This window comes from Microvirga sp. P4_A5, from assembly GCF_056402495.1.
The window spans coordinates 14580-39184 of sequence record NZ_JBFUHH010000019.1; the positions used below are offsets into that span (position 1 = coordinate 14580).

At 63.0% G+C, this 24605-nt stretch carries 21 protein-coding genes; 19 read left to right on the forward strand and 2 right to left on the reverse strand.

From position 1 onward, the window contains the following. The first annotated feature begins 65 nt into the window (after window positions 1-65). The 6 genes from AC1DVM_RS07925 to AC1DVM_RS07950 all read left to right on the forward strand — a co-directional run bounded on the left by AC1DVM_RS07925 (window position 66) and on the right by AC1DVM_RS07950 (window position 6382). Window positions 66-1631: an ABC transporter substrate-binding protein gene (locus AC1DVM_RS07925; protein WP_477253476.1), complete on the forward strand. Its 1566-nt coding sequence runs from the start codon at window positions 66-68 to the stop codon at window positions 1629-1631. A 72-nt stretch (window positions 1632-1703) separates the two neighbouring features. Then, window positions 1704-2645, forward strand: a complete 942-nt coding sequence (locus tag AC1DVM_RS07930) for an ABC transporter permease (protein WP_477253478.1) — start codon at window positions 1704-1706, stop codon at window positions 2643-2645. Continuing rightward, entirely contained in the window at window positions 2642-3496 is an 855-nt protein-coding gene (locus AC1DVM_RS07935; protein WP_477253480.1) for an ABC transporter permease, read from the forward strand. The genes AC1DVM_RS07930 and AC1DVM_RS07935 overlap by 4 nt, the downstream gene beginning before the upstream one ends. Before the next feature lie 2 nt (window positions 3497-3498). Beyond that, complete coding sequence (locus AC1DVM_RS07940) at window positions 3499-4494, forward strand: ABC transporter ATP-binding protein (protein ID WP_477253482.1); 996 nt, start codon at window positions 3499-3501, stop codon at window positions 4492-4494. Continuing rightward, window positions 4491-5468, forward strand: coding sequence for an ABC transporter ATP-binding protein (locus AC1DVM_RS07945; protein ID WP_477253484.1), 978 nt, complete (start codon window positions 4491-4493; stop codon window positions 5466-5468). The genes AC1DVM_RS07940 and AC1DVM_RS07945 overlap by 4 nt, the downstream gene beginning before the upstream one ends. Next, complete coding sequence (locus AC1DVM_RS07950) at window positions 5465-6382, forward strand: MurR/RpiR family transcriptional regulator (RefSeq protein ID WP_477253485.1); 918 nt, start codon at window positions 5465-5467, stop codon at window positions 6380-6382. Before AC1DVM_RS07945 ends, AC1DVM_RS07950 begins: the two co-directional genes overlap by 4 nt. 33 nt (window positions 6383-6415) lie before the next feature. On the opposite strand, the gene AC1DVM_RS07955 is transcribed toward AC1DVM_RS07950, so the two are convergent. After that, the gene (locus AC1DVM_RS07955) at window positions 6416-9121 is read right to left on the reverse strand and encodes an ATP-binding protein (protein ID WP_477253487.1); all 2706 of its coding nucleotides are present in this window, start codon (window positions 9119-9121) and stop codon (window positions 6416-6418) included. A gap of 239 nt (window positions 9122-9360) precedes the next feature. Between AC1DVM_RS07955 and AC1DVM_RS07960 the strand changes: the two genes are divergently transcribed. The 4 genes from AC1DVM_RS07960 (at window position 9361) to AC1DVM_RS07975 (ending at window position 12739) form a co-directional block, all read left to right on the forward strand. After that, on the forward strand, window positions 9361-10143 hold the full coding sequence (locus tag AC1DVM_RS07960) for a Crp/Fnr family transcriptional regulator (protein ID WP_477253488.1): 783 nt from the start codon (window positions 9361-9363) through the stop codon (window positions 10141-10143). A gap of 78 nt (window positions 10144-10221) precedes the next feature. Then, complete coding sequence (locus AC1DVM_RS07965; protein ID WP_477253490.1) at window positions 10222-10488, forward strand: hypothetical protein; 267 nt, start codon at window positions 10222-10224, stop codon at window positions 10486-10488. Beyond that, a complete protein-coding gene (locus AC1DVM_RS07970; RefSeq protein WP_477253492.1) occupies window positions 10485-11168 on the forward strand; it encodes a sigma-70 family RNA polymerase sigma factor in 684 nt (227 codons plus the stop codon). The genes AC1DVM_RS07965 and AC1DVM_RS07970 overlap by 4 nt, the downstream gene beginning before the upstream one ends. Window positions 11169-11446: 278 nt before the next feature. Beyond that, the gene (locus AC1DVM_RS07975) at window positions 11447-12739 is read left to right on the forward strand and encodes a tyrosine-type recombinase/integrase (RefSeq protein WP_477253494.1); all 1293 of its coding nucleotides are present in this window, start codon (window positions 11447-11449) and stop codon (window positions 12737-12739) included. Window positions 12740-12757: 18 nt separating this feature from the next. On the opposite strand, the gene AC1DVM_RS07980 is transcribed toward AC1DVM_RS07975, so the two are convergent. Continuing rightward, window positions 12758-13171, reverse strand: coding sequence for a hypothetical protein (locus tag AC1DVM_RS07980; protein WP_477253496.1), 414 nt, complete (start codon window positions 13169-13171; stop codon window positions 12758-12760). 488 nt (window positions 13172-13659) lie between these two features. Here AC1DVM_RS07980 and AC1DVM_RS07985 point away from each other — a divergent pair, with 488 nt between their 5' ends. The 9 genes from AC1DVM_RS07985 (at window position 13660) to AC1DVM_RS08025 (ending at window position 24598) form a co-directional block, all read left to right on the forward strand. Continuing rightward, window positions 13660-13971 (forward strand): DUF6074 family protein, encoded by a 312-nt coding sequence (locus tag AC1DVM_RS07985; RefSeq protein WP_477253497.1) that lies wholly within the window; start codon window positions 13660-13662, stop codon window positions 13969-13971. Continuing rightward, the gene (locus AC1DVM_RS07990; protein ID WP_477253498.1) at window positions 13968-14456 is read left to right on the forward strand and encodes a hypothetical protein; all 489 of its coding nucleotides are present in this window, start codon (window positions 13968-13970) and stop codon (window positions 14454-14456) included. The genes AC1DVM_RS07985 and AC1DVM_RS07990 overlap by 4 nt, the downstream gene beginning before the upstream one ends. An 82-nt stretch (window positions 14457-14538) precedes the next feature. Then, window positions 14539-14952 (forward strand): hypothetical protein, encoded by a 414-nt coding sequence (locus AC1DVM_RS07995; RefSeq protein ID WP_477253500.1) that lies wholly within the window; start codon window positions 14539-14541, stop codon window positions 14950-14952. Between the two features lies 1 nt (window position 14953). Next, window positions 14954-15175, forward strand: a complete 222-nt coding sequence (locus AC1DVM_RS08000; protein ID WP_477253501.1) for a hypothetical protein — start codon at window positions 14954-14956, stop codon at window positions 15173-15175. A gap of 11 nt (window positions 15176-15186) precedes the next feature. Further along, the gene (locus AC1DVM_RS08005; RefSeq protein ID WP_477253503.1) at window positions 15187-15552 is read left to right on the forward strand and encodes a hypothetical protein; all 366 of its coding nucleotides are present in this window, start codon (window positions 15187-15189) and stop codon (window positions 15550-15552) included. A 19-nt stretch (window positions 15553-15571) separates the two neighbouring features. Then, window positions 15572-15856 carry a hypothetical protein gene (locus AC1DVM_RS08010; protein ID WP_477253505.1) on the forward strand — a complete coding sequence of 95 codons (285 nt, stop codon included), beginning with the start codon at window positions 15572-15574 and terminating at the stop codon, window positions 15854-15856. A gap of 67 nt (window positions 15857-15923) precedes the next feature. Continuing rightward, entirely contained in the window at window positions 15924-16616 is a 693-nt protein-coding gene (locus AC1DVM_RS08015; RefSeq protein ID WP_477253507.1) for a terminase small subunit, read from the forward strand. 541 nt (window positions 16617-17157) lie between these two features. Continuing rightward, window positions 17158-17706, forward strand: a complete 549-nt coding sequence (locus AC1DVM_RS08020; protein ID WP_477253508.1) for a recombinase family protein — start codon at window positions 17158-17160, stop codon at window positions 17704-17706. Between the two features lie 703 nt (window positions 17707-18409). Beyond that, on the forward strand, window positions 18410-24598 hold the full coding sequence (locus tag AC1DVM_RS08025; protein WP_477253510.1) for a hypothetical protein: 6189 nt from the start codon (window positions 18410-18412) through the stop codon (window positions 24596-24598). Window positions 24599-24605 lie beyond the last annotated feature (7 nt).

Below are 24605 nucleotides of genomic sequence, written 5' to 3' on the forward strand. Positions count from 1 at the left end.
ATCGACTTTCACGAAGCACAAAGGGAATGCGCGTGACGGGTCTTGGCACGGATTGGGAGGATTGCATGAAGGTTCGCGTGGATCTGAGGAGCGCCGTGACGCGGCGTGAACTAAGCCTGGCCGCAACGGGGCTGGCCGCGGCCGCCCTGTTCTCGCCCGGCCTCGCATGGGCACAAGCGCCCACCACCGCCAATCTGGCGATGGTCGCCGAACCGCAATCGCTGGACCCGATGGCCTCGACCGCCGACCTGGTCGGCCTCATCATGCAGCACGTCTACGAGCCGCTCTTCACCTTCGACGCGAAATGGGCCGTCCAGCCGATGCTGGCCGCCGAAATGCCGAAGATGTCGGCCGACGGCAAGACCTACACCATCGAAATCCGCAAAGGCGTGAAGCTGCATAACGGCCGCGATCTCGACGCCGAGGACGTAGTGGCGTCTCTCAAGCGCTGGGTCGAGATGACACCGCGCGGCAAGGCCCTCGGCAAAAGCATCGCGTCGATCACCGCGAAGGGTCCCTCCACGGTCGAGATCGTCCTGTCGGAGGTGCAGCCCGCATTGCTGGCGCATCTCGCCCTCCCCTCCGGTTTCGCCGGCATCATGGCGAAGGAATCGATCGCCAATCCGCTGGTCGATTTCGTCGGAACCGGTCCTTACAAGTTCCGCGAGCGCAAGCCCGATCAGTTCGTGGTTCTGGTGAAGCACGACGGCTACACGCCGCGCAGCGAAGCGCCCAGCGGCTATGCCGGCAAGCGCGAGGCCAAGATCGACGAATTGCGCTTCATCCCCGTTCCCAACGCCAACACGCGCGTCGAGGGCGTCGTCGCGGGGCAATACCAGTTCGCCGACCAGCTTCCCGTGGAGAGCAACAAGAAGGTGTCGGGTGCATCGGGGGTCGCGGCGGTTCTGACGATGCCGTACGGCTTCCCGTATTTCCCCACCAACACCAAGCAGGGGCCGATGACGGACATCAAAATCCGGCAGGCATTCCAGATGGCGTTGAACGACGAGGAGATCCTGCTCGCAGGCTTCGGTGACCCCAAATTCTATTCCGTCGCGGGCGAACATTTCCCCGAAGGATCGCCGTTCTCTTCCAAGGCGGGCGTGGGCAAGTACAACAAGGGCGACGCGGAAGGGGCCAAGAAGCTTCTGGCGGAAGCCAAATACGACGGCACGCCAATCCGCATCCTCAACTCCAAGCAATACGATTTCCATAATCGCATGGCGATGGTGATGGCCGAGCAATTGAAGGCCGCCGGCTTCAAGGTCACGCTCGACGTGGTCGATTGGGCAACCCTCATCCAGCGTCGCGGCGATCCGGCCCTGTGGGATGTCTACATCACGCACTCGGCCTTCCTGCCCGAACCGATGCTCTCGCCGCCGCAACTCGGCGAAGGGGCGCCGGGCTGGTGGAAGACGCCCGCGAAGGACGCGGCGCTCGCGGCCTTCAATGCCGAGCCTGACGCCGCCAAGCGCGGCGCCCTGTGGGGCAAGGTTCAGGAGGTCGTCTATGACGAGGTGCCTTATATCCGCGCCGGCAATTTCGCCTCGCTGAGCGGCATGTCGGCCAAGATGAAGGGCTACACGCCGATGCCGTGGCCCGCCTTCTGGAATGTCGAGATCGCGAAGTAAGCCGGCTTCTTTCCGACAGGCATCGTCAGGGGCGGCCCCTTCGTCCCTGACCCTTTCACGGAAGCGGACCCCATGTGGCTCACCCTCGGCCGGCGACTCGGCGGCCTCCTGATCGTCATGTTCCTGGTCGCCGCCATGGTGTTCTTCCTGACTCGGCTGGCGCCCGGAGACCCGGCGGCGCTCATGCTCGGCGATCAGGCCACGGCGGAGGACATCGCACGACTGCGCGAGGTCTATGGATTGGACAAGCCGATCCTCGTGCAGTTCGTTCTCTGGCTGAAGGAAATCGCCAGCGGCAACCTCGGCCAGTCGATCTTTCTGCAGCGCCCGGTTACGCAGGCCATCGCCGAGCGCGCCGAGCCCACCTTCTTCCTGGCGCTGTTCTCCGTCTCCATCGCGGCGCTCGTCGGCATTCCCGCCGGCATCGTGTCGGCGGTCTGGCGGGGACGCATGGTCGATCAGATCGTGAGCGGACTTGCCATGCTGGCGGCCAACATTCCGAGCTTCTGGCTCGGCTTGATCTTCATCCAGCTTTTCGCCGTACGGCTCGGCTGGTTTCCGGTGGCCGGATACGGCGATCCCGGCGCGCCCTTCATCGAGCGCGTCGCCCATCTGGCGCTTCCCTCCGCCGTTCTGGGAATCGTGAATTCGGCGCTCATCATACGCTTCACGCGCGCCAGTATGCTCGATGTGCTGAGCGACGATTATATCCGCACCGCGCGGTCGAAAGGCATATCGGAGATGCGCGTCGTGCTGCGCCATGCCTTCGGCAACGCCTTGGTGCCGATCATCACGGTGGTGGGTTTGACGGCGGCATTGCTGGTCGGCGGCGCGATCGTCACCGAGACCGTCTTCGGGCTGCCGGGCATCGGCAATCTCGTGGTGTCGGCCGTGTTGCGCCGCGATTATCCGGTGATCCAGGGCGCGCTCATCGTGGTGGCGGGTATCTATGTACTGATCAATCTGGTCATCGACATCATCTACACGTTCGTCGATCCGCGCGTGCGGTATTGACCGTGGCTCAGTCTCCCACCCTCCTGTTCTTCCGCCGGCTCTTCCGGCGCAAGCTCGTGCTCGTCGCGTGCATGGTTCTCCTCGTCATCGTCCTGRTGGCGCTGCTGGCGCCATGGGTCGCACCCTACGAGCCCACCGCGATCCGCGTCATCCGCCGCCTCAAGCCGCCGAGCCAACTCAACTGGCTCGGCACGGACGAGTTCGGGCGCGACATTCTCTCGAGGATCATCTATGGCGCCCGCGCCTCCCTCGGCATCGGTTTCGCCGTCGTTGTGGTCTCGATGACCGTCGGCACGCTCTTCGGATTGCTGGCGGGCTATTTCCGGGGCCTCGACGGCGCGGTGATGCGGATCGTCGACGCGCTGATGGCGCTTCCCGACATTCTGCTGGCGATCTTTCTGGTGGCGGTGCTCGGCGCATCCGCCTTCAACGTGGTGCTGGCGCTCTCCATCGTCTACACGCCCCGCGTCATCCGCGTGGTGCGCGCCTCGACGCTGGTCATCCGCGAATTGCCGTTCGTGGAAGCCGCGAGGGCGCTCGGCGTTTCGACCCGACGCATCCTGTCGGTGCACATCCTGCTGAACGTCGCCTCGCCGGTTCTGGTGCAGGCGACCTTCATCTTCGCCTATGCGGTCCTAGCCGAGGCGGGCCTGTCGTTCCTCGGCGCGGGGGTGCCGCCGGAGTTGCCGACCTGGGGCACCATGATCGCGTCCGGTCAGCAATATGCCGACGACGCGTTCTGGGTGGTGCTGTTTCCGGGCCTCGCCATCGTTCTCGCCGCCCTCTCCCTGCAGATCGTCGGCGATGGATTGCGGGACATGCTCGATCCGAAATTGCGGAAGGCCCTGTGAGCATGATGGCGCCCCTGCTCGCAGTGAACGACCTCGAAGTCCGCTTCCGGACCGAGGATGGCGAGACGACACCGGTGCGCGGGGTCACGCTCTCGGTCAGTGCGGGCGAAACCGTCGCCCTCGTGGGCGAATCAGGATCCGGCAAATCGGTGACCAGCCTCGCGGTGATGGGTCTCCTGCCGCGGCCCGCGGGGCGGGTGTCGGGCGGGGAGATCCTGTTTCGGCGACGTTCCGGCGATACGGTCGATCTGGCCACCCTGCCCGCCTCCGAGGTGCGCAGGCTGCGGGGTTCGGAAATGGCCATGATCTTTCAGGAGCCGATGACGAGCCTCAATCCGGTCCTGTCGATCGGCGAGCAGATCGCCGAGTCGGTGCGGCAGCACATGGGGCTCGGCCGCGCGGGCGCGCTGAATCGCGCGGTCGAGATGCTCGATCTCGTGGAAATTCCCGACGCGCGGAGGCGCGTGCACGAATATCCGCACCAGATGTCCGGCGGCATGCGGCAGCGCGTGATGATCGCGCTCGCCATGTCGTGCAACCCGTCCCTGCTCATTGCCGACGAGCCGACGACCGCACTCGACGTCACCATCCAGGCCCAGATCCTCGCATTGATCGATCGCCTGAGGCGGGAGGTGGGCATGGGCGTCCTGTTCATCACCCACAATCTCGGCGTGGTCGCCGAAGTCGCCGACCGCGTCACCGTGATGTATGCCGGACAGGTGGTGGAGAGCAGTCCCGTGACAACGCTTTTCCGTGCCCCCCGCCATCCCTACACGAGCGCGCTTCTCAATTGCCTGCCGGCCCGTGCGCAACGCGGCGCCGACGGTCGCCGCATGGTGCAATCCATTCCAGGCAACGTGGGACCGGTGAGCGAAGGCTGCGCGTTTGCGCCGCGCTGCGCCTACGCCATCGACATCTGTCGCCAAGGCGCCATTCCGCTGGAAGCCGACCAGGAACGGAGCGTCCGCTGCCTCCGCTGGCGCGAGGTCCTCCCATGAACGCCACGCCGCTTCTCGCCGTCGAGAATTTGACCAAGCATTTCGGTCGCGCTCCGCACCTGCTCCGCGCCGTCGAAGGTGTGAGCTTTCACGTGGCTCCGGGCGAAGTGCTGGGCCTCGTCGGCGAATCCGGCTCCGGCAAGAGCACCATCGGCCGCCTGATCCTGCGTCTGGTCGACCCGACTTCAGGCACGATCCGCTTCGACGGCGAGGATATTTCGCAGCGGCCGGAGCGGCAATTGAAGGCGCTCCGCCGCAAGGCCCAGATGGTGTTTCAAGACCCTTATGCCAGCCTCAATCCGCGGCTGCGGGTGCGCGACATCATCGGTGAAGCAATCGATGCCCACGGGCTTGCCCGCGGCGCGCGCCGGACCGAACGGATCGGCGAATTGCTCGAAACGGTCGGCCTTCCCGCTTCCCATATGGCGCGCTTTCCGCACGAATTCTCGGGCGGGCAACGGCAGCGCATCGGCATCGCGCGGGCGCTCGCGGTGGAACCCAGGCTGATCGTCGCCGACGAGCCGGTATCGGCGCTCGACGTATCCGTGCAGGCGCAGGTCATCAATCTCCTGCAGGATTTGCGCCGACGCTTCGACCTCGCCATGCTTTTCATCTCGCACGATCTCGACGTCGTCGAACTCATGTGCGACCGGATCGCCGTTTTGTATCTCGGCCGCATCATGGAAATCGGGACCACCGAGGATGTCGCAACCCGACCGTGTCACCCCTACACGCGGGCGCTGCTCGCCGCATCGCCGAAGGCGGACCCGGACGCGCCGAAGATCCGTCGTTTGCTCAAAGGCGACATTCCCTCGCCGATGGCGCCGCCCTCCGGATGCGTCTTTCGCACGCGATGCCCGCACGCGACCGAGGAATGCGCCCGCGTCGTTCCTGAATTGCGCCTGGCGGACGGGGATCACAGGTTCGCCTGCTTGTACGATATCGCCGATGACGAAAGGCCCGCCGCCGCATGAGCGCTCTCGAACAGCCGATTGCTTTGCCGCCGGATACGGGCTCCGACATCCTTCGGGCGATCAATGCCAGCCTCGAGACGATGTCGTCCGGGCAGCGCCGGATCGCCGCCATGATCGTCGACGATCCCCGCTGGGCCATGCAGGCCAACGTGAAGGAGCTTGCCTCCCGCGCCGGCGTCAGCGCACCCACGATCGTCCGTTTCGCGAGGACCGTCGGGTGCGACGGCTTGCGCGATCTCAAGCTGAAACTGGCGGCGTCGCTCGCCGTCGGCGCGCCCTATCTCCACCGCAGCGTTGCGCCGGATGACAGCGCCGCGGACGTTATCCGCAACGTGGTGGGAAGCGTCACGGCCGTTCTCGCGGAATGGCAGCACCAGCTCGTTCCGGCCGATATCGAACGGGCCGCGGAGGCCATGCACCGTGCCCGCCGGGTGGATTGCTTCGGGACCGGCGCCACCTCCAACTTCCTTGCGCAGGACATGCAGGCCCGCCTGTTCCGGCTGGGAATCGTCACCAACGCATTTTCGGATGCCCATCTCCAACTCGTCGCCGCCGCCACGCAGGCCAGCGGAGACGTACTCTTCGCCATCTCCTTCGTAGGGCGGATGCCCGCCCTGCTGGAATCGGTCGCGGTGGCCAAGAACCATGGCGCCACGATCATCGCCCTGACGCGGACGCAGACGCCGCTCGCGGCGCTCGCCGATATCGTTCTCGGCATCGATGTCCCGAGCGACGCGACCATGCGCGTCGGCACCGATGCTTATGCGGTCCAGCTGCTGATGATCGAAATCCTCATGGTCATCATCGGCCTGAAGCGCGGCCCGGCGGCGATCGCCCGGCTGAGCGAGATCCACCAGATCCTGCAGACGCATGGTGTGGACAGCGACGACCCGTCACTTCAGCCGCAGAGCTAGAGACCCATCCGGCGAATTCCGGCGCTTTCGCCATCAGTCCTTGGCCAGTATGTCGATCTCGCGATGGTCGAGCACGCTGCGGACTTTCGAGGCGAGGTCCGCGTAGGTGAAGGGCTTGGTGATCAATTGCACGCCCGCGTCGAGGCGCCCGTGATGCACGATGGCGTCCCGTGCGTAGCCGGTGGTGAACAGCACTTTCAGTCCCGGCCGCAATTCACGCGCGTCGCGCGCCACTTCGGCGCCCGTGATCCCGCCCGGCAAGACCACATCGGTGAACAATAGGTCGACATGAGACTGGCGCGCCAGCAGGCGCAGGGCGGAGGGGCCGTCATGAGCTTCGACCACGCGGTAGCCAAGTTCGCGCAGGATCTCCACCGAGTAGGTGCGCACGGAATCGTCGTCCTCCACCACGAGGATGGTCTCCTCGCGCGTTCCCTCCGGAATCGCGACGGGCTCGTCGACCGTCACGTCGGCTTCGACGCCGATCAGGCGCGGCAGATAGATCTTGACGGTGGAGCCTTCGCCGACCTCCGAGTAGATCTTCACATGCCCGCCGGATTGCTTGACGAAGCCGTACACCATGCTGAGGCCGAGCCCGGTGCCCTTCCCTGGCTCCTTCGTGGTGAAGAAGGGCTCGAACACGYGCGCGAGCGTTTCGCGGCTCATGCCGCAGCCGGTGTCGGAAACGCAGATCGCCACATATTGCCCCGGGTTTACCTCCGCATGGACCGATGCATACGCTTCGTCGATGCGGGTATTCGCCGTTTCGATGGTGAGCTTGCCCCCGGACGGCATGGCGTCGCGGGCGTTGATGGCGAGATTGAGAATGGCGCTTTCAAGCTGGTTGGCGTCCGCCTCCGTTCGCCAAAGGCCGGCTGAGAATACCGTTTCGACCAAGACCGTCTCGCCAAGCGTCCGATGCAGGAGATCCGACATGTCCGACACGAGCTTGTTCGGATCGAGCGGACGCGGATCGAGCGGTTGGCGTCGGGAAAACGCGAGCAGGCGCTGCGTGAGCGACGCCGCGCGACGTGCCCCATTCATGGCATTGTCGGCGGAACGCCGGAGGCGGCCTGAATCCGTCGGCAGGTTGCGCTGAAGAATTTCGAGGTTGCCCACCACGACCTGCAAAAGATTGTTGAAATCGTGCGCGACGCCGCCGGTGAGCTGGCCGACCACCTCCATCTTCTGCGCCTGCCGCAGCGCTTCCTCGCGATCTCGAAGATCGCGCGTACGGGACAGCACCTGCTCTTCGAGCGTCGCGTTGAGTTCCTGCAAGGCTTTCTCGGCCAGCCGACGCTGATCGAGCTCCCGCTGCGCCTCCTGAAAAAGTCGGCCGTTGTCGATGGCGATGGAAGCCTGGGCGGCAAGGCCGGCGATCACGCGTTCCGACCGCTCGTTGAAAATCCCCGGCTCGGGATGCCCGAAGAACAATCCACCGACCACCTCCCCGGCCCGCGAGACGACCGGCACGGCGAGGTAACTTCGGACAGGGAGATGCCCCGGAGGCATTCCGTAATGCGGAGCTTCGTGGCCGTAACGCGGATCGGCGAGAATATCGTCCGACCGGATGATGCCTTCTCCCTCATAGGTCGGTGCAAAGATCTTGGTGGCACGGGGCATCGGATATTGCGAAAACGCCTCGCGGGGCGCGCCCGACAATGTGTAGAGCGTATAGCTCTCGCCCGCGTCATCGAGGACGTTGTAGAAAAACGCCCCGAACGCCGCCCGCGTCAGGTCGACGCCCGCATCGGTGACGCTTTGCACGATCTTCTGGAGATCGAGTTCCGCCGCGACCGTCGTCCCCGTCCGGTTCAAGACCTCGAGCGCCCGCGTCTCCTCCCGCAGCGCCGCTTCCGCCACCCGCGCATCCGTGACGTCGGCGTTGACGCCGATCATCCCGAGGAACTGCCCATCCGCGCCGAAGCGGGGCTGGGCCTCCGTCTTCAGCACCCTGTATTGGCCATCGGAACGCAGGGAGCGCGCCTCGACGGTGAAAGGCGACTGTGCCTCCATGGCCGTGCCGAAGGGCCCGAACAGGAGTTCGCGATCATCCGCATGAACGGTTGGATTCCAGTCGAAGCGCGGCACGTCTTGCAGCGCGATGCCCCAGAATTCCCGCAGGGCCCGGTTCAGGTAGACGCACTTTCCCTTCGCGTCGCCCATCCAGAGCATGACGGGCGCATACTCGGCCACGAGGCGAAACCGCTCCTCGCTCTCTCGCAGGGCCGCTTCGGCCCTTTTCTGGTCGGTGATGTCGTGGCCCTGGACGAAAAGGCCCGAAACCTGTCCGTTCTCCTCCACGATCGGTTGGTAGATGAGGTTCACGAAGCGGTCCGAGGAGCCGTGGCCGTCATCGCCCCGGATGGGGATTCGCAGACCCTCGGCAGTAAACGGCTGACCGGACGCGTAGACATCGTCGAGCCGCTTGAAAAAGCTATCATCCGCCACGTCCGGCAGCGCCTCGCGGATCGGCTTCCCACTGACGTCGCGACGGTCGAAGAGATCGAGATAGGCTGAATTCGCCAGTTCGACGATATGATCCTTCCCTGCGAGGATCGCCATGAAGCCGGGGGCATCGCGAAACAAGCGAGGCAATAATCCCCGCTCTTCCGAGGATATGATCGTCCGTTCGAACGCGGCGCCCACCGGGTCTGGTCCATGATGGAGCGAAGTCCCGTCGGACCGCCCCGATTCCTCAGCGGAATCGAAAGCAGTGACGCCTGTTGGCTGCCGCATGCGGATCGTGTCTCCATGTCTTGGCGTGGTTATCTACTGCGTGTTCGCCCGTTGACAACGGCTTCGGCCTCGATTGCGCCCAATGCCGGCTTTGAACAATTTTCGGATTCAGCTCGGCGCCAGAAATTTGGAGGGATCGAAGTTCTTCACCCGCGCGGAACGTTTTCAGATAAGTTCGCGAAGGAAACGGGCCACGGGCGGCTGAATCCGACGCGCATTGGCTCCGCAGAGGGCCAAGCATGAGCATTCTCAAGCGTTCGTCCATCCGCAATCGGCTTCTCAATTCGCTGTCCGAGGACGATTTCCACACGCTCGAACCCCATCTCCGGCCGATCGCCCTCGATCTCGGTCGACCTGTCTTTCGGGCCAACGCACCCCTCGACAATCTGATCTTTCCGGAGAGCGGTTTTGCGTCGCTGACGACCGATATCGACGGCAGCCGCGTCGAAATCGGATTGATCGGCCGCGAGGGCGTGACGGGTATTTCCCTTACCTACGGAGTCGATCGCGTGCCGTTCGACTGCTTCGTCCAGAGTCCCGGGCATGGCCATGAAATCGATCGGCGTGATTTCGAAGCGGTTCTCGACAACAGGCGCACCCTCGAGCGCTTTCTCCTGCGCTACGGCCAGGCTTTCAATGTCCAGACCGCCTCGACGGCTTTCGTGAACGCCGAGCACACCATCGAGATCCGGCTGGCTCGCTGGCTTCTCATGTGCGACGACCGCATCGACGGGAATGAGCTGCGCGTGACGCACGAATTTCTCTCGATGATGCTCGGTGTCCGTCGACCGGGCGTCACGACGACGCTCCATCTTCTGGAAGGAAAGAACCTGATCCGGTCGGCGCGCGGCCTCATCACCATACGCGATCGGAAAGGCCTCGAAAAACTCGCCGAGAACGCCTACGGCTGGCCTGAGGCCGAATACGAACGGCTCATGGCCGATGAAAGGTCGGCGTCCAACCCTCACCCCGACATCGACCCTCCGCGTACGGTTTCTGACGGAGCATTGACGGAGGATTAGCCAGGACTAGCCTCCTGTCGCACTCGCCCGGCCCGATCGGTGTTCTGCGTCTCGGCCGGCCACGGAAGGAGATCGCCCATGCGCGCGCATGGCTCTTTTGCCCAGGACCGGATGCTTCCACCCGAGGACCTCGAATGCGTGTCGGCCGCGTTCGAGCTCACGCTCCGCTACCTGCACGACCATCAATTCCGATTCGACCTCCGCACCGCGCGGGACTACGTCGCCCGCCTCATCATGGAACGCGCCCGCCAGGGCGAGCACGATGCCCACAACCTCTTCGGCGCGGCGATCCGGGCGCTCGAGGAAAACTCTCGTTATGCGGCGACGCGCCGGGCAGAGCCATGAGCGACCGTACCCAAGCGTTGCAACCGGCGCTCGACCCGCGCATCCTCGACCACCTCGGCCATAAGCTTCGCTGGGAGCTCGCGGCCGCGCCCGACGAGGCGCTGCCCACCAAGCTCGCGCGGCTGCTCGACCGCACGGTGCGCGCGATCCGGATTAACGAGGCACCCCTCGATCCAGGTTTCGTCGACGAATTGCTGTCGTCGCTGCCGGAGTTGCGAGCCTATGCGTTGTCGCTCGAACGCGACCCGGTTCGGGCCGACGACCTGGTGCAGGAAACCATGGCCAGGGCCCTCGCCAATCGAGACAGATTCCTGATGGGAACGAGCCTGCGCGCATGGCTCTTCACGATCCTCAAGAACCACTTCCTCTCAATGACCCGCCGTCGGCGCCGGGAGGTGGAGGACGTGGACGGATCGTTCTCCGAGCGGCTTTCCGTCGACGAGGACCAGAATGACAAAGTGTCGTATGGGGAATTGATGTCGGCGCTCCAATGCCTGCGAAAGGACGAGCGGGACGTGTTGCTGATGGTGGGTATCGACGGCCTCTCCTACGAGGAGGCCGCTTCCACGATGGGATGCGCCATCGGCACGATCAAAAGCCGCGTGAACCGCGCCCGGCGCAGGCTCGCCCACCATATGGGCCTGACAGAGGAAGATGTGATCGGCGGAAGCCGCCTCTGAGGACGCCCGAATTGGAGGTGGGCAAAAACGCTTTGGCGACCCCGCCGGGGCTCGAACCAGGGACCTACTGCTTAGAAGGCAGTACTTTGCGTCTCTCAACCTCTATCACAGCCGAGCATTAAGATAGCTGAAAATCCTTGTGACACAGAGAGTTGATCCAAGTCGAGAGCGCGCGCTAATATCATCGAGTAACGTCCCCTAACACCCACTTTTCGTTACCCCAGCGTTACCCCGTCTGTACGCAGTGGGTCACATCGAATCGTGGCGGGCCCACTGCCATGGCAAAAGTGCTCACCCAATTGGGCGTCGAAAACCAAAAGCCTGATCCGAATAAGCGGATCGAGGTGCCCGACGGTGCCCTCCCCGGCTTCTATCTGCTCGTGCAGCCATCAGGGCGAAAGTCTTGGGCCGTGCGTTACCGTTTCGACGGTAAGCCGAAGAAGCTGACAATTGGCCCCTATCCACTTTTCGATCTCGGGAAAGCGCGGGAGTTGGCGCGTGCCACACTCCGGGTTGCTTCTGAAGGGCGCGACCCGGCAGAGGGCAAAATCCCCGTCAAGAAGACCGGGGACGGCAAGAGGAACAGGTTCGGCGCCGTCGCTGCGGAGTACATCAGACGTCATGCAAAGGCCCATCACAAGACATGGGCGGAAACCGAGCGTCTCCTGACGAAGGCGGACCTTGCCGCCTGGAAGGACAAGGAGATCGCTTCTATAACCAAGCGGGACGTCCTTGACTTGGTGGATGCCGTCGTCGAACGCGGATCGCCAGTACAAGCTAATCGGCTCATTACCCGCCTGAAGCCATTCTTCAGCTGGGCGGTCGAGCGCGGAATCATAGAAATCTCTCCTATCGCTACGCTAAAGCCGCCCTCGGCCGAGACGTCGCGAGATCGGGTTCTCGCCGACGCTGAACTTTTGGCCATTTGGAAAGCGGCCGGGGAGATTGGTTACCCGTTCGGTTCAGCCGTACGGCTGCTGATCCTTACCGGCCAACGTCGGTCAGAAGTACTCGGTGCCCGTTGGAGCGAGATTTATATTCCCACACCCGCGCCTCTTTTGCGGGGGACTGCAGCTCAATGGACTATCCCGAAAGAGCGATCGAAGACCAATGTCGCTCACGTCGTACCGCTCTCTGCCATGGCTGTTGCTGTCCTGGATAGCCTTCCACGGATCGCACCTCCCATAGACCCGGGGTCAGGAGTCCATGACGAAGCACGGCTTCTCTTCACCACGAACGGCGCAACACCTTTCTCGGGTGTCACCAAAGTCCTTGCCCGCCTCAATACGGCTGCGACAAAGCACATGCCCAAAGGTGAAAACCTCGGCTCGTGGCGCCTTCACGATCTTCGCCGCACGTTCGCCAGCGGCTGCGCTCGTCTAGGGATACCTGTTCACGTTGTCGAAAAGGCGCTCAACCACACTTCAGGTACGTTCGGTGGAATCGTCGGGGTCTATCAGCGCCACAATTATGAGCGCGAGCGCCGGGACGCAATGACGGCTTGGGCGGGGCACGTGGCGTCCCTGAACGGCGGCAAGGCTAAGAACGTCGAGGCGGTGAAGCGAAAGTAAGAGATAGTCTCGCCATCACTACTTCGAGGCCGCCGAGATCGGGAAGGGCCTCCACTCAGGGATACCGCCTTGGCCGTTCCTTACTAGGAACGTCTGGCCTTGGCGGTCGATCGCGCCTGTTACGGAATTTCCTTCTATTTGGAAGAGCAAATTCCCCGATTTGTCGAACTCAATCGAGCGAACGAGCGCGTGCGACGACAGAACCTCTCGCGCGATCATTCTCAAATCACGCTCTTGCTCAAAACGTGACCTGATTTTTTCCAACAAAGTCTCGACCGTATCTCGGACTTGCAAGGCGATATCGAGCAAACGCCGAGCCGCCTCGACTTCTGACGGCAGACCCATTTCTTCTTGATAAGCGGAAATTCGGTCCACGAGTTCGGTGGGAAGGACGTACACCCTTCGCAGCGTTCTCTCTTTGTCACTAGCCATTGTCATCCCTTCGCACTGCAATAATGCAATCTCACAGTTAAAGTGTAACTGCAATTGACATTTTGATGTTAACTTGAGATACCATAATCATGGTAAGCGACGTGTCCGACGGTCCCCCCCAAACCTCTTAAGTGCGAAATTTCTCAATGAACGCCCCTTCAAGGTACATCCCCGCGAAAGCCGCCCGCGCCCGATACAACAACATCTCGGCGATGACGCTCTGGCGTTGGGAATCTGATGCCCGACTGGCTTTCCCTAAGCCGCTAATCATCAATGGGCGGAAATATTTTGCCATTGAAGCATTGGAGGCCTGGGAACGTCAGCAAGCAACCAAGAGGGCTGCTCGGTAGATCATGGCAACCCAGACARGCGTCGACACGAGTGGTCCTATCCCAACCAAGCCCCGGCTACGGGGTCCAAAAATTTCGAACATTGCATAGCCCCGCCCCGGCTGAATCCATGCAATCCAGCAATTCAAGGTTTTCAATATGTGCGGCCAAGAAGATTTACCGGCGAAACCAAAAGAACCCGCACCATGCGCCACAGAGAATGAGGCGACGGTCCTCCCGTTTCCACTGGTGAGACGTCGGGCGTTTATCGTCCGGCACGCAGAGCGATTGATCACCCTTCCCTCTAAGACGGCCGAGAAGCACCTCGCATATGCGATCCGCGTTCAGGCCCACATTTTGATCAAGCGGGGCTTTGCCACCACCGTCATAACTGAGCAAGTGAAGTCGCTTGAAGATGCTATCCGGGCCGAGGTGTCTCGGAAGATGGTCGCGCCCGGAGGTGCAGCATGAGCAAGCGTACGAACAAAGGAAGGTCCATAAAAGAAGCGCGACATGTGCGGCTCTATTACTGGGTGATGGACACCGCCGCGTGGCAAAGCCTCGATCCAACGGCTCGCGCTCTCTACCTAGACACGCTCCGTCGTTATAACGGAAGCAACAATAGCAGAATTTCATTTTCTGTCAGAGAGGCAGCGGATCAGCTTCGCATCGGCAAAACTACCGCGTCCAAAGCATTTGCCGTATTGCAGGACCACGGCTTCATTGTCCCCGTGCGCAAAGGAAAATTCGATCGCAAAACGCGGCACGCTACGGAGTGGCGATTGACGGAGTTTGCCTGTGACATCAGCGGACATCTGGCGACGAAAGAATTTGCGAGATGGACAGCAGAAAATTCTAAGGCGGTATCTGAAGGCGGACTCAACGGTATCTCAGCGCGGACGATCGGTACCTCAGAGCGGACAGCAGAGTTAAAAAAAGCGGCCTACGGGACCTGAGGGCGAACCGAGGACGATGTATTGAAGCGGTTATCGGTACCTGGAAGCGGACACTGTTAGTATACCATAGGGGATCACACGAATGCTTAGCACGGTGGTGAGGATGGAGACAGGCGTCGGTGTCGATGATGACGTCGGGAACGACGTCGATGGTGACGTTGGAAATGACGCCGACGACGCTGATGATGACGTTGGGCGTCGATGGTGTGACGTCGGCAATGACGTCGACGATGCTGATGGTGACGTCGGCAACGACATTGACGTCGATGATGACGTCGGAGATGACGTCGACGATGCTGATGATGACGTTGGCGTCGATGGTGTGACGTCGGCAATGACRTCGACGATGCTGATGGTGACGTCGGCAACGACATTGACGTCGATGATGACGTCGGAGATGACGTCGACGACGCTGATGATGACGTTGGGCGTCGATGGTGTGACGCCGGCAATGACGTCGACGACGCTGATGATGACGTTGGCGTCGATGGTGTGACGTGGGCAATGACGTCGACGATGCTGATGGTGACGTCGGCAACGACATTGACGTCGATGGTGACGYYGGMAATGACGTCGACGACGCTGATGATGACGTTGGGCGTCGATGGTGTGACGTCGGCAATGACTTCGACTTCGACGATGACGATGGTTCCAAACCGAAGGCTAGTTGCGTGCGCCCCCTCCCCTCAATCACCGGCATTGCCGTTCACGACCTCTGAAGGAACTCAAGATGAAAACGATCAAAGAAGTCGTCCAAAGTCAGGTTTCTGCGCTCGCCTGGTACTACGAGTGCGAAATAAAGCTTGCTGTACTGGACGAGAAGCGTAAGGCGCTCGACGCGGTGTTGGCTCCTAATGAGGACCACCGGGACATCGAGCGTTCGACTGCCGTCTCCACCTATGAACCCCAGTCTTCTAAAACGCTCCGTCAGGCGCCAGCGGCCATTTGCGAGCGTCAAGCCGAGCTGAACGCCAAGGCGGCTGCACTCTCCGCCCAGGTCCACCAAGCACGCGTGCTTCTCGAAGAGGCGGAGGCTTTAAAAAAGACGGTGGTGCTTGCAAGGCTGGGGATCATCAGGAACGAGTGCAATCGCTGAGATCACAGACGCACTTGCGGTGTTGGACGGACCGATCGCGTCGTTGATCACGACCGACATCGTCCAACACCGGCTGCTTGGAGAGAAATCCGACGTCTCAGGGAAGGAATTGGCCTCGGCGTTCCTCGCTGGCATTCCACCTCAGCTGCGCCCGGCGAGTCTCTCCTCGAGCGAAATCGAGGACATGGTTCTCGCGCTTTCGGAGAGCATCATGCAACGTATTTATTCGCAGGATGCCAGCATCGAGGATGAGGAGCACAGTGCCCGCGAGTTTGGCGCAAAGCAGGGACCGGCCCTCCATTGATGTCGGCGTCGCTAAGCACGCATGCCAAAGCTCGGTTCAATGAGCAATCCGGAGCAGGGCAGAACCCATGAAGCACACGTGCTATCCAGAACCAGGTACGCCACCCACCCGCGCACTTACCGCCAAACAGGCCCGCTTTGTCGAAGAGTATTTGATCGACCTCAGCGCCACTCAAGCCGCAGTTCGGGCTGGCTATAGTGCAAGGACCGCGGCCTCGATCGGGAATGAGAACCTTAGAAAACCTGAGATCTCAGTCGCCATCGCGGAGGCGCAGAAAGCCCGCTCCGTGCGGACCGGGATCACGGCGGATCGTGTCTTGCAGGAGCTGTCGCGTGTAGCGTTCAGTGATATCCGTGAAGTGCTTTCATGGGGACCGGACTGGGTCAAGATAAAACCAAGTGAGGGCCTGTCAGAGGACGCTGCGGCGGCAATACTCAGAGTGACGCAGACCCGACACGGCACGATCCGGGTAAAGCTACATTCAAAGCTCACCGCTCTGGAAATCCTTGCTCGCCATCTTGGCCTGCATGCGCAAGCCGACCCTGAGACCCGTCCCGCTAGATATTCCGAGCCGCAAACGACAGCAGCGATGCGCGCGGATTTTCAAGACTTTCTCCGCACAGCTCTAGAGGAGAGCGAGCGTTCAAGCCCGCTCGGGAGCGAGTCGAAGCCAACTGGGGCTGATAAGGTCGCTCTAACCTTGCCTTGGTGGAATGACAATGGCGATCCATCGCCTCGGGATGGCGGTGAATCCCAGTAGACAACGAGTGAGCGAAAGAGGACCAAGCTTTATTTTCCAGGGAGAATGAAGCCTCCATATTTGGGTCGATCCGGAACAAGCCGCCAATACGATAAGCTACGTGGATATGGTGTGCTTGTCCGAAACGTTGCCGCGATTGGGCCATCGACGACAGGTATCCATGCTACTCAACGCACGCCTCATCCTGGCGTCAGCGGATTACGAACGGATTGCCTCGTCCCTCGTTCCCACTCTGGATGGTCACCGAACAAGAATTCCACGTCCTCTGACGACCGTCATAGCTTGGATGATCTCGCGATTGACTCCACCTCAGTAGGTCCTGCCGGGAAGTTACGGCGGTATTGATCCGAATTTTACGGCTGTTGGATCTCGTCAGGTTCGTGAACTGTGCGAGCTTTCTAATGAGGGGATTTACTTCGCATGTTCCACCCCTAGCGGACCGTTCCAAAACGATGCGGGGATCGTTCCAATGACATGGCCTGTTGACATTTGGAACGGTCCGGCTTTAACGTTTAAGACCTTTTGGAACGGAACTCGCCACATGAACCTCATTGGATATGCCAGGACATCGACGCTTGAGCAGGGGGCTGGAATGGAGGCCCAGATGCGGGACCTTAAGGCCATCGGCTGCACGAAGGTCTATCAGGAGCAGACCTCCTCCGTAGGCCCCCGCACTGCCCTTGAGACCACCTTGGACTACCTTCGGGACGGCGACACTCTCGTGGTCACCAAGCTCGACCGGTTGGCCCGCTCAGTACATCACATGGGTGAACTGGTGAAGCTGCTTGAGGCGAAGGGGGTCCACCTACGCATCCTCAACATGGGGATCGATACCAGCACCCCAACCGGAAAGCTCATGCTGAACGTCCTCGCCAGCGTCGCCCAGTTCGAGCGCGAGATGATGCTCGAGCGCCAGCGGGAGGGTATCGCCAAGGCCAAAAGCGAGGGCCGCTATAAGGGCCGCAAGCCCACCGCCCGCGCCAAGACAATGGAAATCAAGGCACTCAATGGACAGGGCCTCTCCATGGGCGAAATCGCTAAAAGACTAGGGATTGGCAAGGGTTCGGTGCATCGGGCGCTGAACACATAGAAGCGTTCTGGCAGCGAGCCTTTTGCACCTGGGTTCAAATCTCAGGCTTTATTTGGTTAGACGCAGCTCAGTTCTCAAAAAGACGTGTGATCGATAGCTGATCGTCCTCGCCGGTGAGAAGCAGTTGTTCCTGACGGGCCTACAGAGTTCCGGAAAGTGCCAGGAGCCGACGTCGAGCAGCGGCCCAAAGGCGGACCTGCGAGCCATCGCGAGGGCTGTCTCGCGCGCTTGCATGGCTAGCGGCCGCCCGTAGACGGGAGTGCCTTCTGCCCACGCAGCGCCGAAAGGCAGCTAGATCCCGCTGCACAGCGGCTCGCCCAGGGCAAAGCCGTCGAGGTTCTCGAGGAGGCGGTCGGCGACCGCTGTCCAATAGCGCCGGGTCTCGCCGGCGCTATGGGGGCAGGATCGCGCTGGACAGCCCGAGAGGGGCGAAGCCGATGGCAGGGGTTCCTCGCGCAAGCAGTTGAACCCGCTCCGACGAACAGCGTGGCCGACAGGGCCGTGACCAGCGTCGCCTCGTCCACCACTCGCCCGCGCACACGTTGACGAGATAGGCGGTAAACGGCATGGGTTGGATTTTGCGCGGTCCTATGTTCAGGCTCCATTCATGACTGCAAAGACCAGCCCCCATGCTGACCTTGTTCGCCCAAGCCGGGATGGGGACCAGTTTCACTATGCCTGGGCCGCTCGGCGCACACTGGCGATGCTGCTCCCCGCCTCGGAAGTCGTCGCAGTCACGATCGAGGGTGTGGCAGCGGGTGAGGACGAGGAGGTCGAGGCCGGCCTCGACGTCATTGACGTGGCTGAGTACCGCGGGAGCACCGACCTCGCGTCGGCGCGCGTCACCTACCTGCAACTGAAGCATTCGACCCGCCAGACCAACAGCCCGTGGCAGGTGAGCGGCCTTAAGCGGACCCTTACGAAGTTCGGGGAACGCTATGTCGAGCTGGTCGCCCGCTTTGGTCGAGAGGACGTCGCCAAGCGATTCTTCTTCGCCTTCGAGACAAACCGGCCGATTGCCGAAACGGTTACGGACGCGATTGTTGCGATCAAAGCCGGTGCGGACGATACCATCCTTGCTGAGGCCACGGGACTAGGGAACTCCGACCTGCGCGGCTTCGTCGCTCAACTTGCGCTCAATGCCCAAACGCCCGACTACCTGGAGCAGCGTCGGCTGCTCGGCGCCGATCTGTCCGCCTATCTCCCGGAAAACGACAAGGACGCCCCACTTCAGTTGAAGGATCTGGTGACGCGCAAGGCCACGTCGGAGTTCGCCACGAACCCCTCGATCACCTCGCATGACGTACTGCACGCGATAGGGGCGAGCGAGCTGGACCTGTACCCGGCCAAGTCGCTCATCGAGAGGCCGGGCGAGCTGGTGGATCGCGAGCAGATGCCGTACCTCGTCGCCGAGATCGTTGACCAGCGCGCGCCCATTATCATCCAAGCCGAAGGTGGTGTCGGCAAGTCGATGCTGGCCACGAGCATCGGCGACGGCCTTCCCGCGGGTAGCGTGACGCTCGTCTATGACTGTTTCGGCAACGGCGCCTATCGCAGTCTCAGCGGTCACCGGCACCGGCCGAGGGACGGCCTGGTCCAGCTCGCCAACGAGCTGGCGGGTCAGGCGCTATGCGACCCGCTGATCCCGACGGCCAAGGCGGACGCCAAGGCTTATGCCCGCGCGTTCGGAGCGCGGCTGGAGCAGTCGAGCGCGTCACTACGAGAACGCAACCCTTTGGCGTTGCTCTGCCTAGTGATCGACGCGGCGGACAATGCCGAGACGGCGGCGCGCGAGGCGCATGATGGCCCCAGCTTCGCCCGCATGCTGTTGCGCGAGCCGCTGCCGGATAATGTGCGCCTCGTATTGACCGCGCGCACGCACCGGGTTGCTTTGCTCGATCCTCCGCCCGCGACCCAGCGCATTGACCTGTTGCCTTTCTCCTTGAGCGAGACGGCGGCGAACTTGCGTGCCACGTTCCCGGACGCCTCGTCTCGCGACGTCCAGGAGTTTCACAGGCTCACATCGTCGAACCCCCGGGTGCAGGCGACCGCGCTGGCCGGCGCCGTGAGCCTGGAATCGGTTCTGACCGGGTTGGGTCCCGAGCCGCTGACGGTGCAAGACACCATTGCTCGGCTGCTCGAGGCTGCAGTCGCCAAGGTCCGCTACGAGACACCGGAGATAGAGCAAGCGCAGTTCGACCGCGTCTGTGAGGCGCTCGCCACCATGCGGCCCTTCGTGCCGTTGGCGCTCGTCGCCCGCACGGCGGACGTGCCGGTAAGCTTGGTGACCAGCCTCGCCAACGACCTCGGCCGACCGCTCCTCGTCCGCGACGGCTCGGTGCAGTTCAGGGACGAGCCGACGGAAACATGGTTCCGCGAGCGCTTCCGACCTTCGGCGTCAAGCTTGGGCGACTTCGTCGCCCGTCTGCTTCCGCTGGCGTCGTCGAGCGCCTATGTCGCTGCGACCTTGCCGCAGCTTATGCTTGAGGCGGAACAGTTCGACGCTCTCGTGCAGCTGTCGCTAGAGGGGGGCGCGCTGCCCCAGGACGATGCGGTCGCGCGCCGAGACGTGGAGCTGCAGCGGCTCCGCTTCGCGCTGCAGGCGGCGCTGCGCGATCGCCGGTATGAGGCCGCCGCGAAACTGTCGCTCAAGGCTGGCGGGGAGGTTGCGGCCGGTGAACGCCAGCAGCAGCTGATTAGCGCCAATACCGACCTCAGCGGCCATTTCTTTGATGCCGAGCGGATGGCCGAACAGGTTGGCCGCCGCCAGATCGAGGGAGGCCATTGGACAGGTTCGGAGCACGCCTATGAGGCGGCGTTCCTGTCCGGGTCCCCGGCGCTCGCAGGCGATGCGCGCAATCGGTTGCGCATTGCCTATGGCTGGCTCAACCATTGGAGCCGTTCACCTCGAGACGAGGGCAAGGACGAGCCTGTCGGGGTCGCTGACATCGCTGAGCTCGCATGGGCGGAGCTGAACTTGCACGGGGCCCGGGCGAGCGCCTGGCAGCTACGCCGGTGGAAGCCGCGTCATGTCGCCTTCTCGGCGGGGCGGATTTTCGTGGCGCGGCTGGTCGACGCCGCTCGCTTCGATGATGTAGACGCACTGGCGTGGGCGGCCGGCAACGACATTGGGCTGCTGCTCGCGATCGGGCTGGAACTGTCGGCCGTGGGCCGCAACCCGCCCTCTCCCGTTGTTCAGCGCGCGGTCGCGCTCGTGGCGAGCCGCCACCTGAAGCTCGAAGCGCCGGACCACTGGAAGGGCGACGACACCTTGCTCGCCTCGTTGACGGCGCTGGTGGCTGCCGCGGCTGCGAGCAGACTGGCGCCCCGCCGTACGCTGGCGAACCTGCCCGCTCGCCCATCGCGTTCGCTTGGCGGCCAGCACGCCAATTACGACGGCGCGCGCGCCGGCCTCATACGAGCCTATGCGCTACAAGCTGCACTGCGGGGTCGCCCCTTGCTGCTCGACCATCTCGCCACTCGCGGGACCCGCAAGGCCTTGGATAGCAAGCATCGTCACGACGCCGATGAGGAACGCTTTCGGGAGGACGTGGGTGCATTGCTGCCGTGGGCGAGGCTCTGGGCGGCGGTGACGCTGGGCCGCGTAGGTCCTGCCAACGTGGGGCAACTGTTGGCCGAGACGGCCGCCGAATCCGCCAAGGCCCAGGGCATATCGTATCGCGACGAGTCGGCCACCGCGGACGAGGTGGCCGCTTGGTGGGGTGGAATCATCCTGGCTACCGGGACGGGCGCTCGGGAGTGGGCCAGCTTCGACGCGTGGCGGAGCACGCTGCGGCAGCCGCTCCGCATTTCTACGCTGCTCGCTCTCGCTCATCGGGCGGCCCGCTCAGCCGGAGAGGAAGGACGCGCCCTGGACCTAGCGCACGAGGCATTCGACCTTGCTGTCCGCGAGCGCGAGGACGCCGAGCAGAAAACCGAGACGTTGATCCGACTCGCCCGCGCCGTGCTGCCCGCGAGCCTGCCCGAAGCGCGGGCCTATTTCGAGGAGGCCGTCGTCGCCTCGGGAAAGATCGGCTCGGAGAACCTGGCGCGTTGGCATGCCGTGCTGCATCTGGGCGAGGCGGCCGCGCGCGGCGGTTGCGTCGACCCGGAAACGGCCTACCGCTTCGCGCGAGCCGCCGAGCTGACCTATGCCTTCGTCGTGCGAGACAAGCATTTCGATTGGGAGCACACAGTCGAGACGCTGGCCGACCTGTCGCCCCCTTCAGCCCTCTCAATCCTCAGCCGCTGGCTCGATCGCCGCTTTGGGCGCGAGGCGAGGCTGCTCCCGATGATCGTCGGCCGCCTAGTGACGCGCCGTCAGCTCGACGCGCGAACTGCGCTGGCGCTACTGCCGTTCCAGTGCTGGTGGAAGCCGGACAGGCTGCTGGAAGAGGTCCTGTCAGCCGAGCCCGACGCCCGCTGCCGGGTAGTGGCGGCTCAGCACCTCATTCGCTACCAGCGCTTCTCAACCGATGTTGAACATCTGCGCAAGGTCAACGCTCTCCTGCGGGCGAACGGCATCGACCTACCCGAAGCCGCGGAGGCGCTTATCCGGGCGGAGTTGGCCGAGGCGAACCGGCCGCGCGACCGTGATGAGCGGTGGACGCCGCCGCCGAGAGACAACGCGTTCGACTGGGACGGCATCTTCGCCGGGCTGTCGCTCACCTCCGGCCCAGACTTGCTCACGGCACACGTTCGCTTTCGGTCCGGAGAGCCCCCCTTTAGTCCGGACGTGTTCAATCGCCAGGCGATCTCACGCGTTCGCGCCGGCGACGAGGCCGCGTTCCTTGACGCTCTCAGTGAGAGCCGATCGATCGACTTACTCGACGTGCGCGCGCTGCTGGAGGCGCTGCCTACAGCCTGGAAGCAGCGGGTCTCGGTTCGTCCGGCAATGCAGCGGCTGCTCCGGGCAGCGTGCCGTAGGGACGCGGCGCGAGTGTCCGCCGACCGCTATTACCAGTGGCTGCCGTGGACGCTTGCGTTTGAGTTTAGCGGGCTGACGGCACGAGAGCTGATGGGAGAGGCAATCCACGCCATTGCTGATACGGTTGTCCCAGACGATGCGGCCGGCCTGTTCAGGTTGGTTGGTATCCTGTCGCGTCAGCTGAGCGACGGGGAGGCCTTGGCGACGCTGCGGTACGGGCTCGACCTCTTCGAGCCCTCTCTGGAGCCGACCGATGGCGATGGTGCGTGGTCGCCGCAGCTGCAGCCCCCGGGCGATGTCGAAGAGGCGGTGGCCGGGTTTGTTTGGGCTGCGCTGGGGGCACCTGAGTCGGAGCGTCGGTGGGAGGCCGCCCACGCCGTGGGCGCGTTGTGCCTGTTGCGTCGCGACTCCGTGCTGCGCACCTTGGTCGCTCAAGCGGAAACGGGGGTGGCCGGCGCCTTTGCCGACGCGGACCTCCGGTTCTATGATCGACACGCCCTGTTGTGGCTACTGATTGCGCTAGCGCGCGCCGCAAACGAGAGCGGTCCCGCCGTGGCGGCTCACATCGATTTCCTACGCCGCTATGCCCGACGCGACCAACCACACGTTCTCCAGCGCGGTTTCGCCGCCCGCGCCATGCTGTCCCTTGCTCGGCAGGGCTTACTTGCACTAACCGCGAGCCAAGTGGACGAGCTGCGTGCGATCAACACATCGCGCCTTCCGCCAGTCACTAAGGAGGAGGCGTCCCGCCGCCCGATCGGCTCTAGCCAACCTTATGACGAGACGCGCTTCTCCTTCGGGATCGACATCGGGCCATACTGGCTGGCGCCACTCGGCAGAGTCTTTGGATTGGGACAGAACCGTGTCGAGGACGAGGTGGAGAGGGTCATCCGAGAGGATTGGGGGTTGGCCGACAGTGGCCGGTGGGACCGCGATGCGCGCGCGACCCGCCGTTATTTCGAGCATGGCGCCTTGCGGCATTCGCATGGCACCACTCCCAAGGTCGACGACCTGCAATTCTACCTTTCATTTCATGCGTTGATGACAGTGGCCGGTAAGCTGCTGGAAACGGAGCCGGCGCGCGCCGACGCCAACGATAGCTGGTCCAGCTTTTCGGGATGGCTGCTCGGGCACGACCTGAGCCGCCGCGATGGCTTGTGGCTCGCCGACCGCCGCGACCCGACGCCTGCCGATGTGTTCTCCTTGCCTATCGTCGCTGACGCTGACTGGCCCGCCTCGGCCAACGCCGATGAGGCGTTTCGCCTGCTGACGCTGCCGGACGGCATGATGGCGGCCTCGGGGTATTGGACAAGCTATGCCGGCAAGCGCAAACAAGTGGTCAGCGTCAGCAGTGCGCTCGCGTCGCGCGATCAATCGGAGGCGCTGGTACGTGCGCTGAGAACCGCGAGCAACCCCACCGATTTCAAAATTTCCGAGTTTGAGGACGGCCTTGAGATAAACGAGCCACCCTATGTGCTCAAGGGCTGGGTGCGCGATGGTACAGACGAGCGCGGTCTCGACGAGTACGACCCCTGGGCCGCTAACGTCAGCGCTCGCGTGCTCGCGCCGGCCGACCCGTTCGTGCGCGACCTTAGTCTGCGGGCCGACGGCGGCGAGAGCCGCTGGTACGATACGAACGGCGTCCCACAGCTGCTCTCGCAATCCTGGAGCGATGGCGACGATAACGAGGAAGAGAGCCGCAACGGTAGCGGTCGTCGGCTTGTCGCAGCCGCGGGCTGCCTGGAGGAGCTCATGCGCTTGACTGGCCTCGATCTCGTGGTGGTAATCAGCCTGGAGCGCAAGCTGATCCGGTCACGTTACACACTCGAGAGGGAAGGCGAAGTTGCAAACAAAGTCACGGAAATCGTCCTCCTCCGCCCCGACCGCGAACCATGGCGCATTTCCTTCAATCCTAGACCTCGGCCGGGCGCTCGTCGCCGAGCTCGGGCTCGACGATTCCACTGATACGTTG

Excerpts from the sequence above, each read along its gene's own strand:
- AC1DVM_RS07945 (WP_477253484.1), top strand. The coding sequence starts at position 4,491 with ATGAACGCCACGCCGCTTCTCGCCGTCGAGAATTTGACCAAGCATTTC.
- AC1DVM_RS07990 (WP_477253498.1), top strand. The coding sequence starts at position 13,968 with ATGAGCAAGCGTACGAACAAAGGAAGGTCCATAAAAGAAGCGCGACAT.
- AC1DVM_RS07930 (WP_477253478.1), top strand. The coding sequence starts at position 1,704 with ATGTGGCTCACCCTCGGCCGGCGACTCGGCGGCCTCCTGATCGTCATG.
- AC1DVM_RS07985 (WP_477253497.1), top strand. The coding sequence starts at position 13,660 with ATGTGCGGCCAAGAAGATTTACCGGCGAAACCAAAAGAACCCGCACCA.
- AC1DVM_RS08005 (WP_477253503.1), top strand. The coding sequence starts at position 15,187 with ATGAAAACGATCAAAGAAGTCGTCCAAAGTCAGGTTTCTGCGCTCGCC.
- AC1DVM_RS07980 (WP_477253496.1), bottom strand. The coding sequence starts at position 13,171 with ATGGCTAGTGACAAAGAGAGAACGCTGCGAAGGGTGTACGTCCTTCCC.
- AC1DVM_RS07940 (WP_477253482.1), top strand. The coding sequence starts at position 3,499 with ATGATGGCGCCCCTGCTCGCAGTGAACGACCTCGAAGTCCGCTTCCGG.
- AC1DVM_RS07970 (WP_477253492.1), top strand. The coding sequence starts at position 10,485 with ATGAGCGACCGTACCCAAGCGTTGCAACCGGCGCTCGACCCGCGCATC.
- AC1DVM_RS07960 (WP_477253488.1), top strand. The coding sequence starts at position 9,361 with ATGAGCATTCTCAAGCGTTCGTCCATCCGCAATCGGCTTCTCAATTCG.
- AC1DVM_RS08025 (WP_477253510.1), top strand. The coding sequence starts at position 18,410 with ATGCTGCTCCCCGCCTCGGAAGTCGTCGCAGTCACGATCGAGGGTGTG.
- AC1DVM_RS07950 (WP_477253485.1), top strand. The coding sequence starts at position 5,465 with ATGAGCGCTCTCGAACAGCCGATTGCTTTGCCGCCGGATACGGGCTCC.
- AC1DVM_RS08015 (WP_477253507.1), top strand. The coding sequence starts at position 15,924 with ATGAAGCACACGTGCTATCCAGAACCAGGTACGCCACCCACCCGCGCA.
- AC1DVM_RS07975 (WP_477253494.1), top strand. The coding sequence starts at position 11,447 with ATGGCAAAAGTGCTCACCCAATTGGGCGTCGAAAACCAAAAGCCTGAT.
- AC1DVM_RS07965 (WP_477253490.1), top strand. The coding sequence starts at position 10,222 with ATGCGCGCGCATGGCTCTTTTGCCCAGGACCGGATGCTTCCACCCGAG.
- AC1DVM_RS07925 (WP_477253476.1), top strand. The coding sequence starts at position 66 with ATGAAGGTTCGCGTGGATCTGAGGAGCGCCGTGACGCGGCGTGAACTA.
- AC1DVM_RS08020 (WP_477253508.1), top strand. The coding sequence starts at position 17,158 with ATGAACCTCATTGGATATGCCAGGACATCGACGCTTGAGCAGGGGGCT.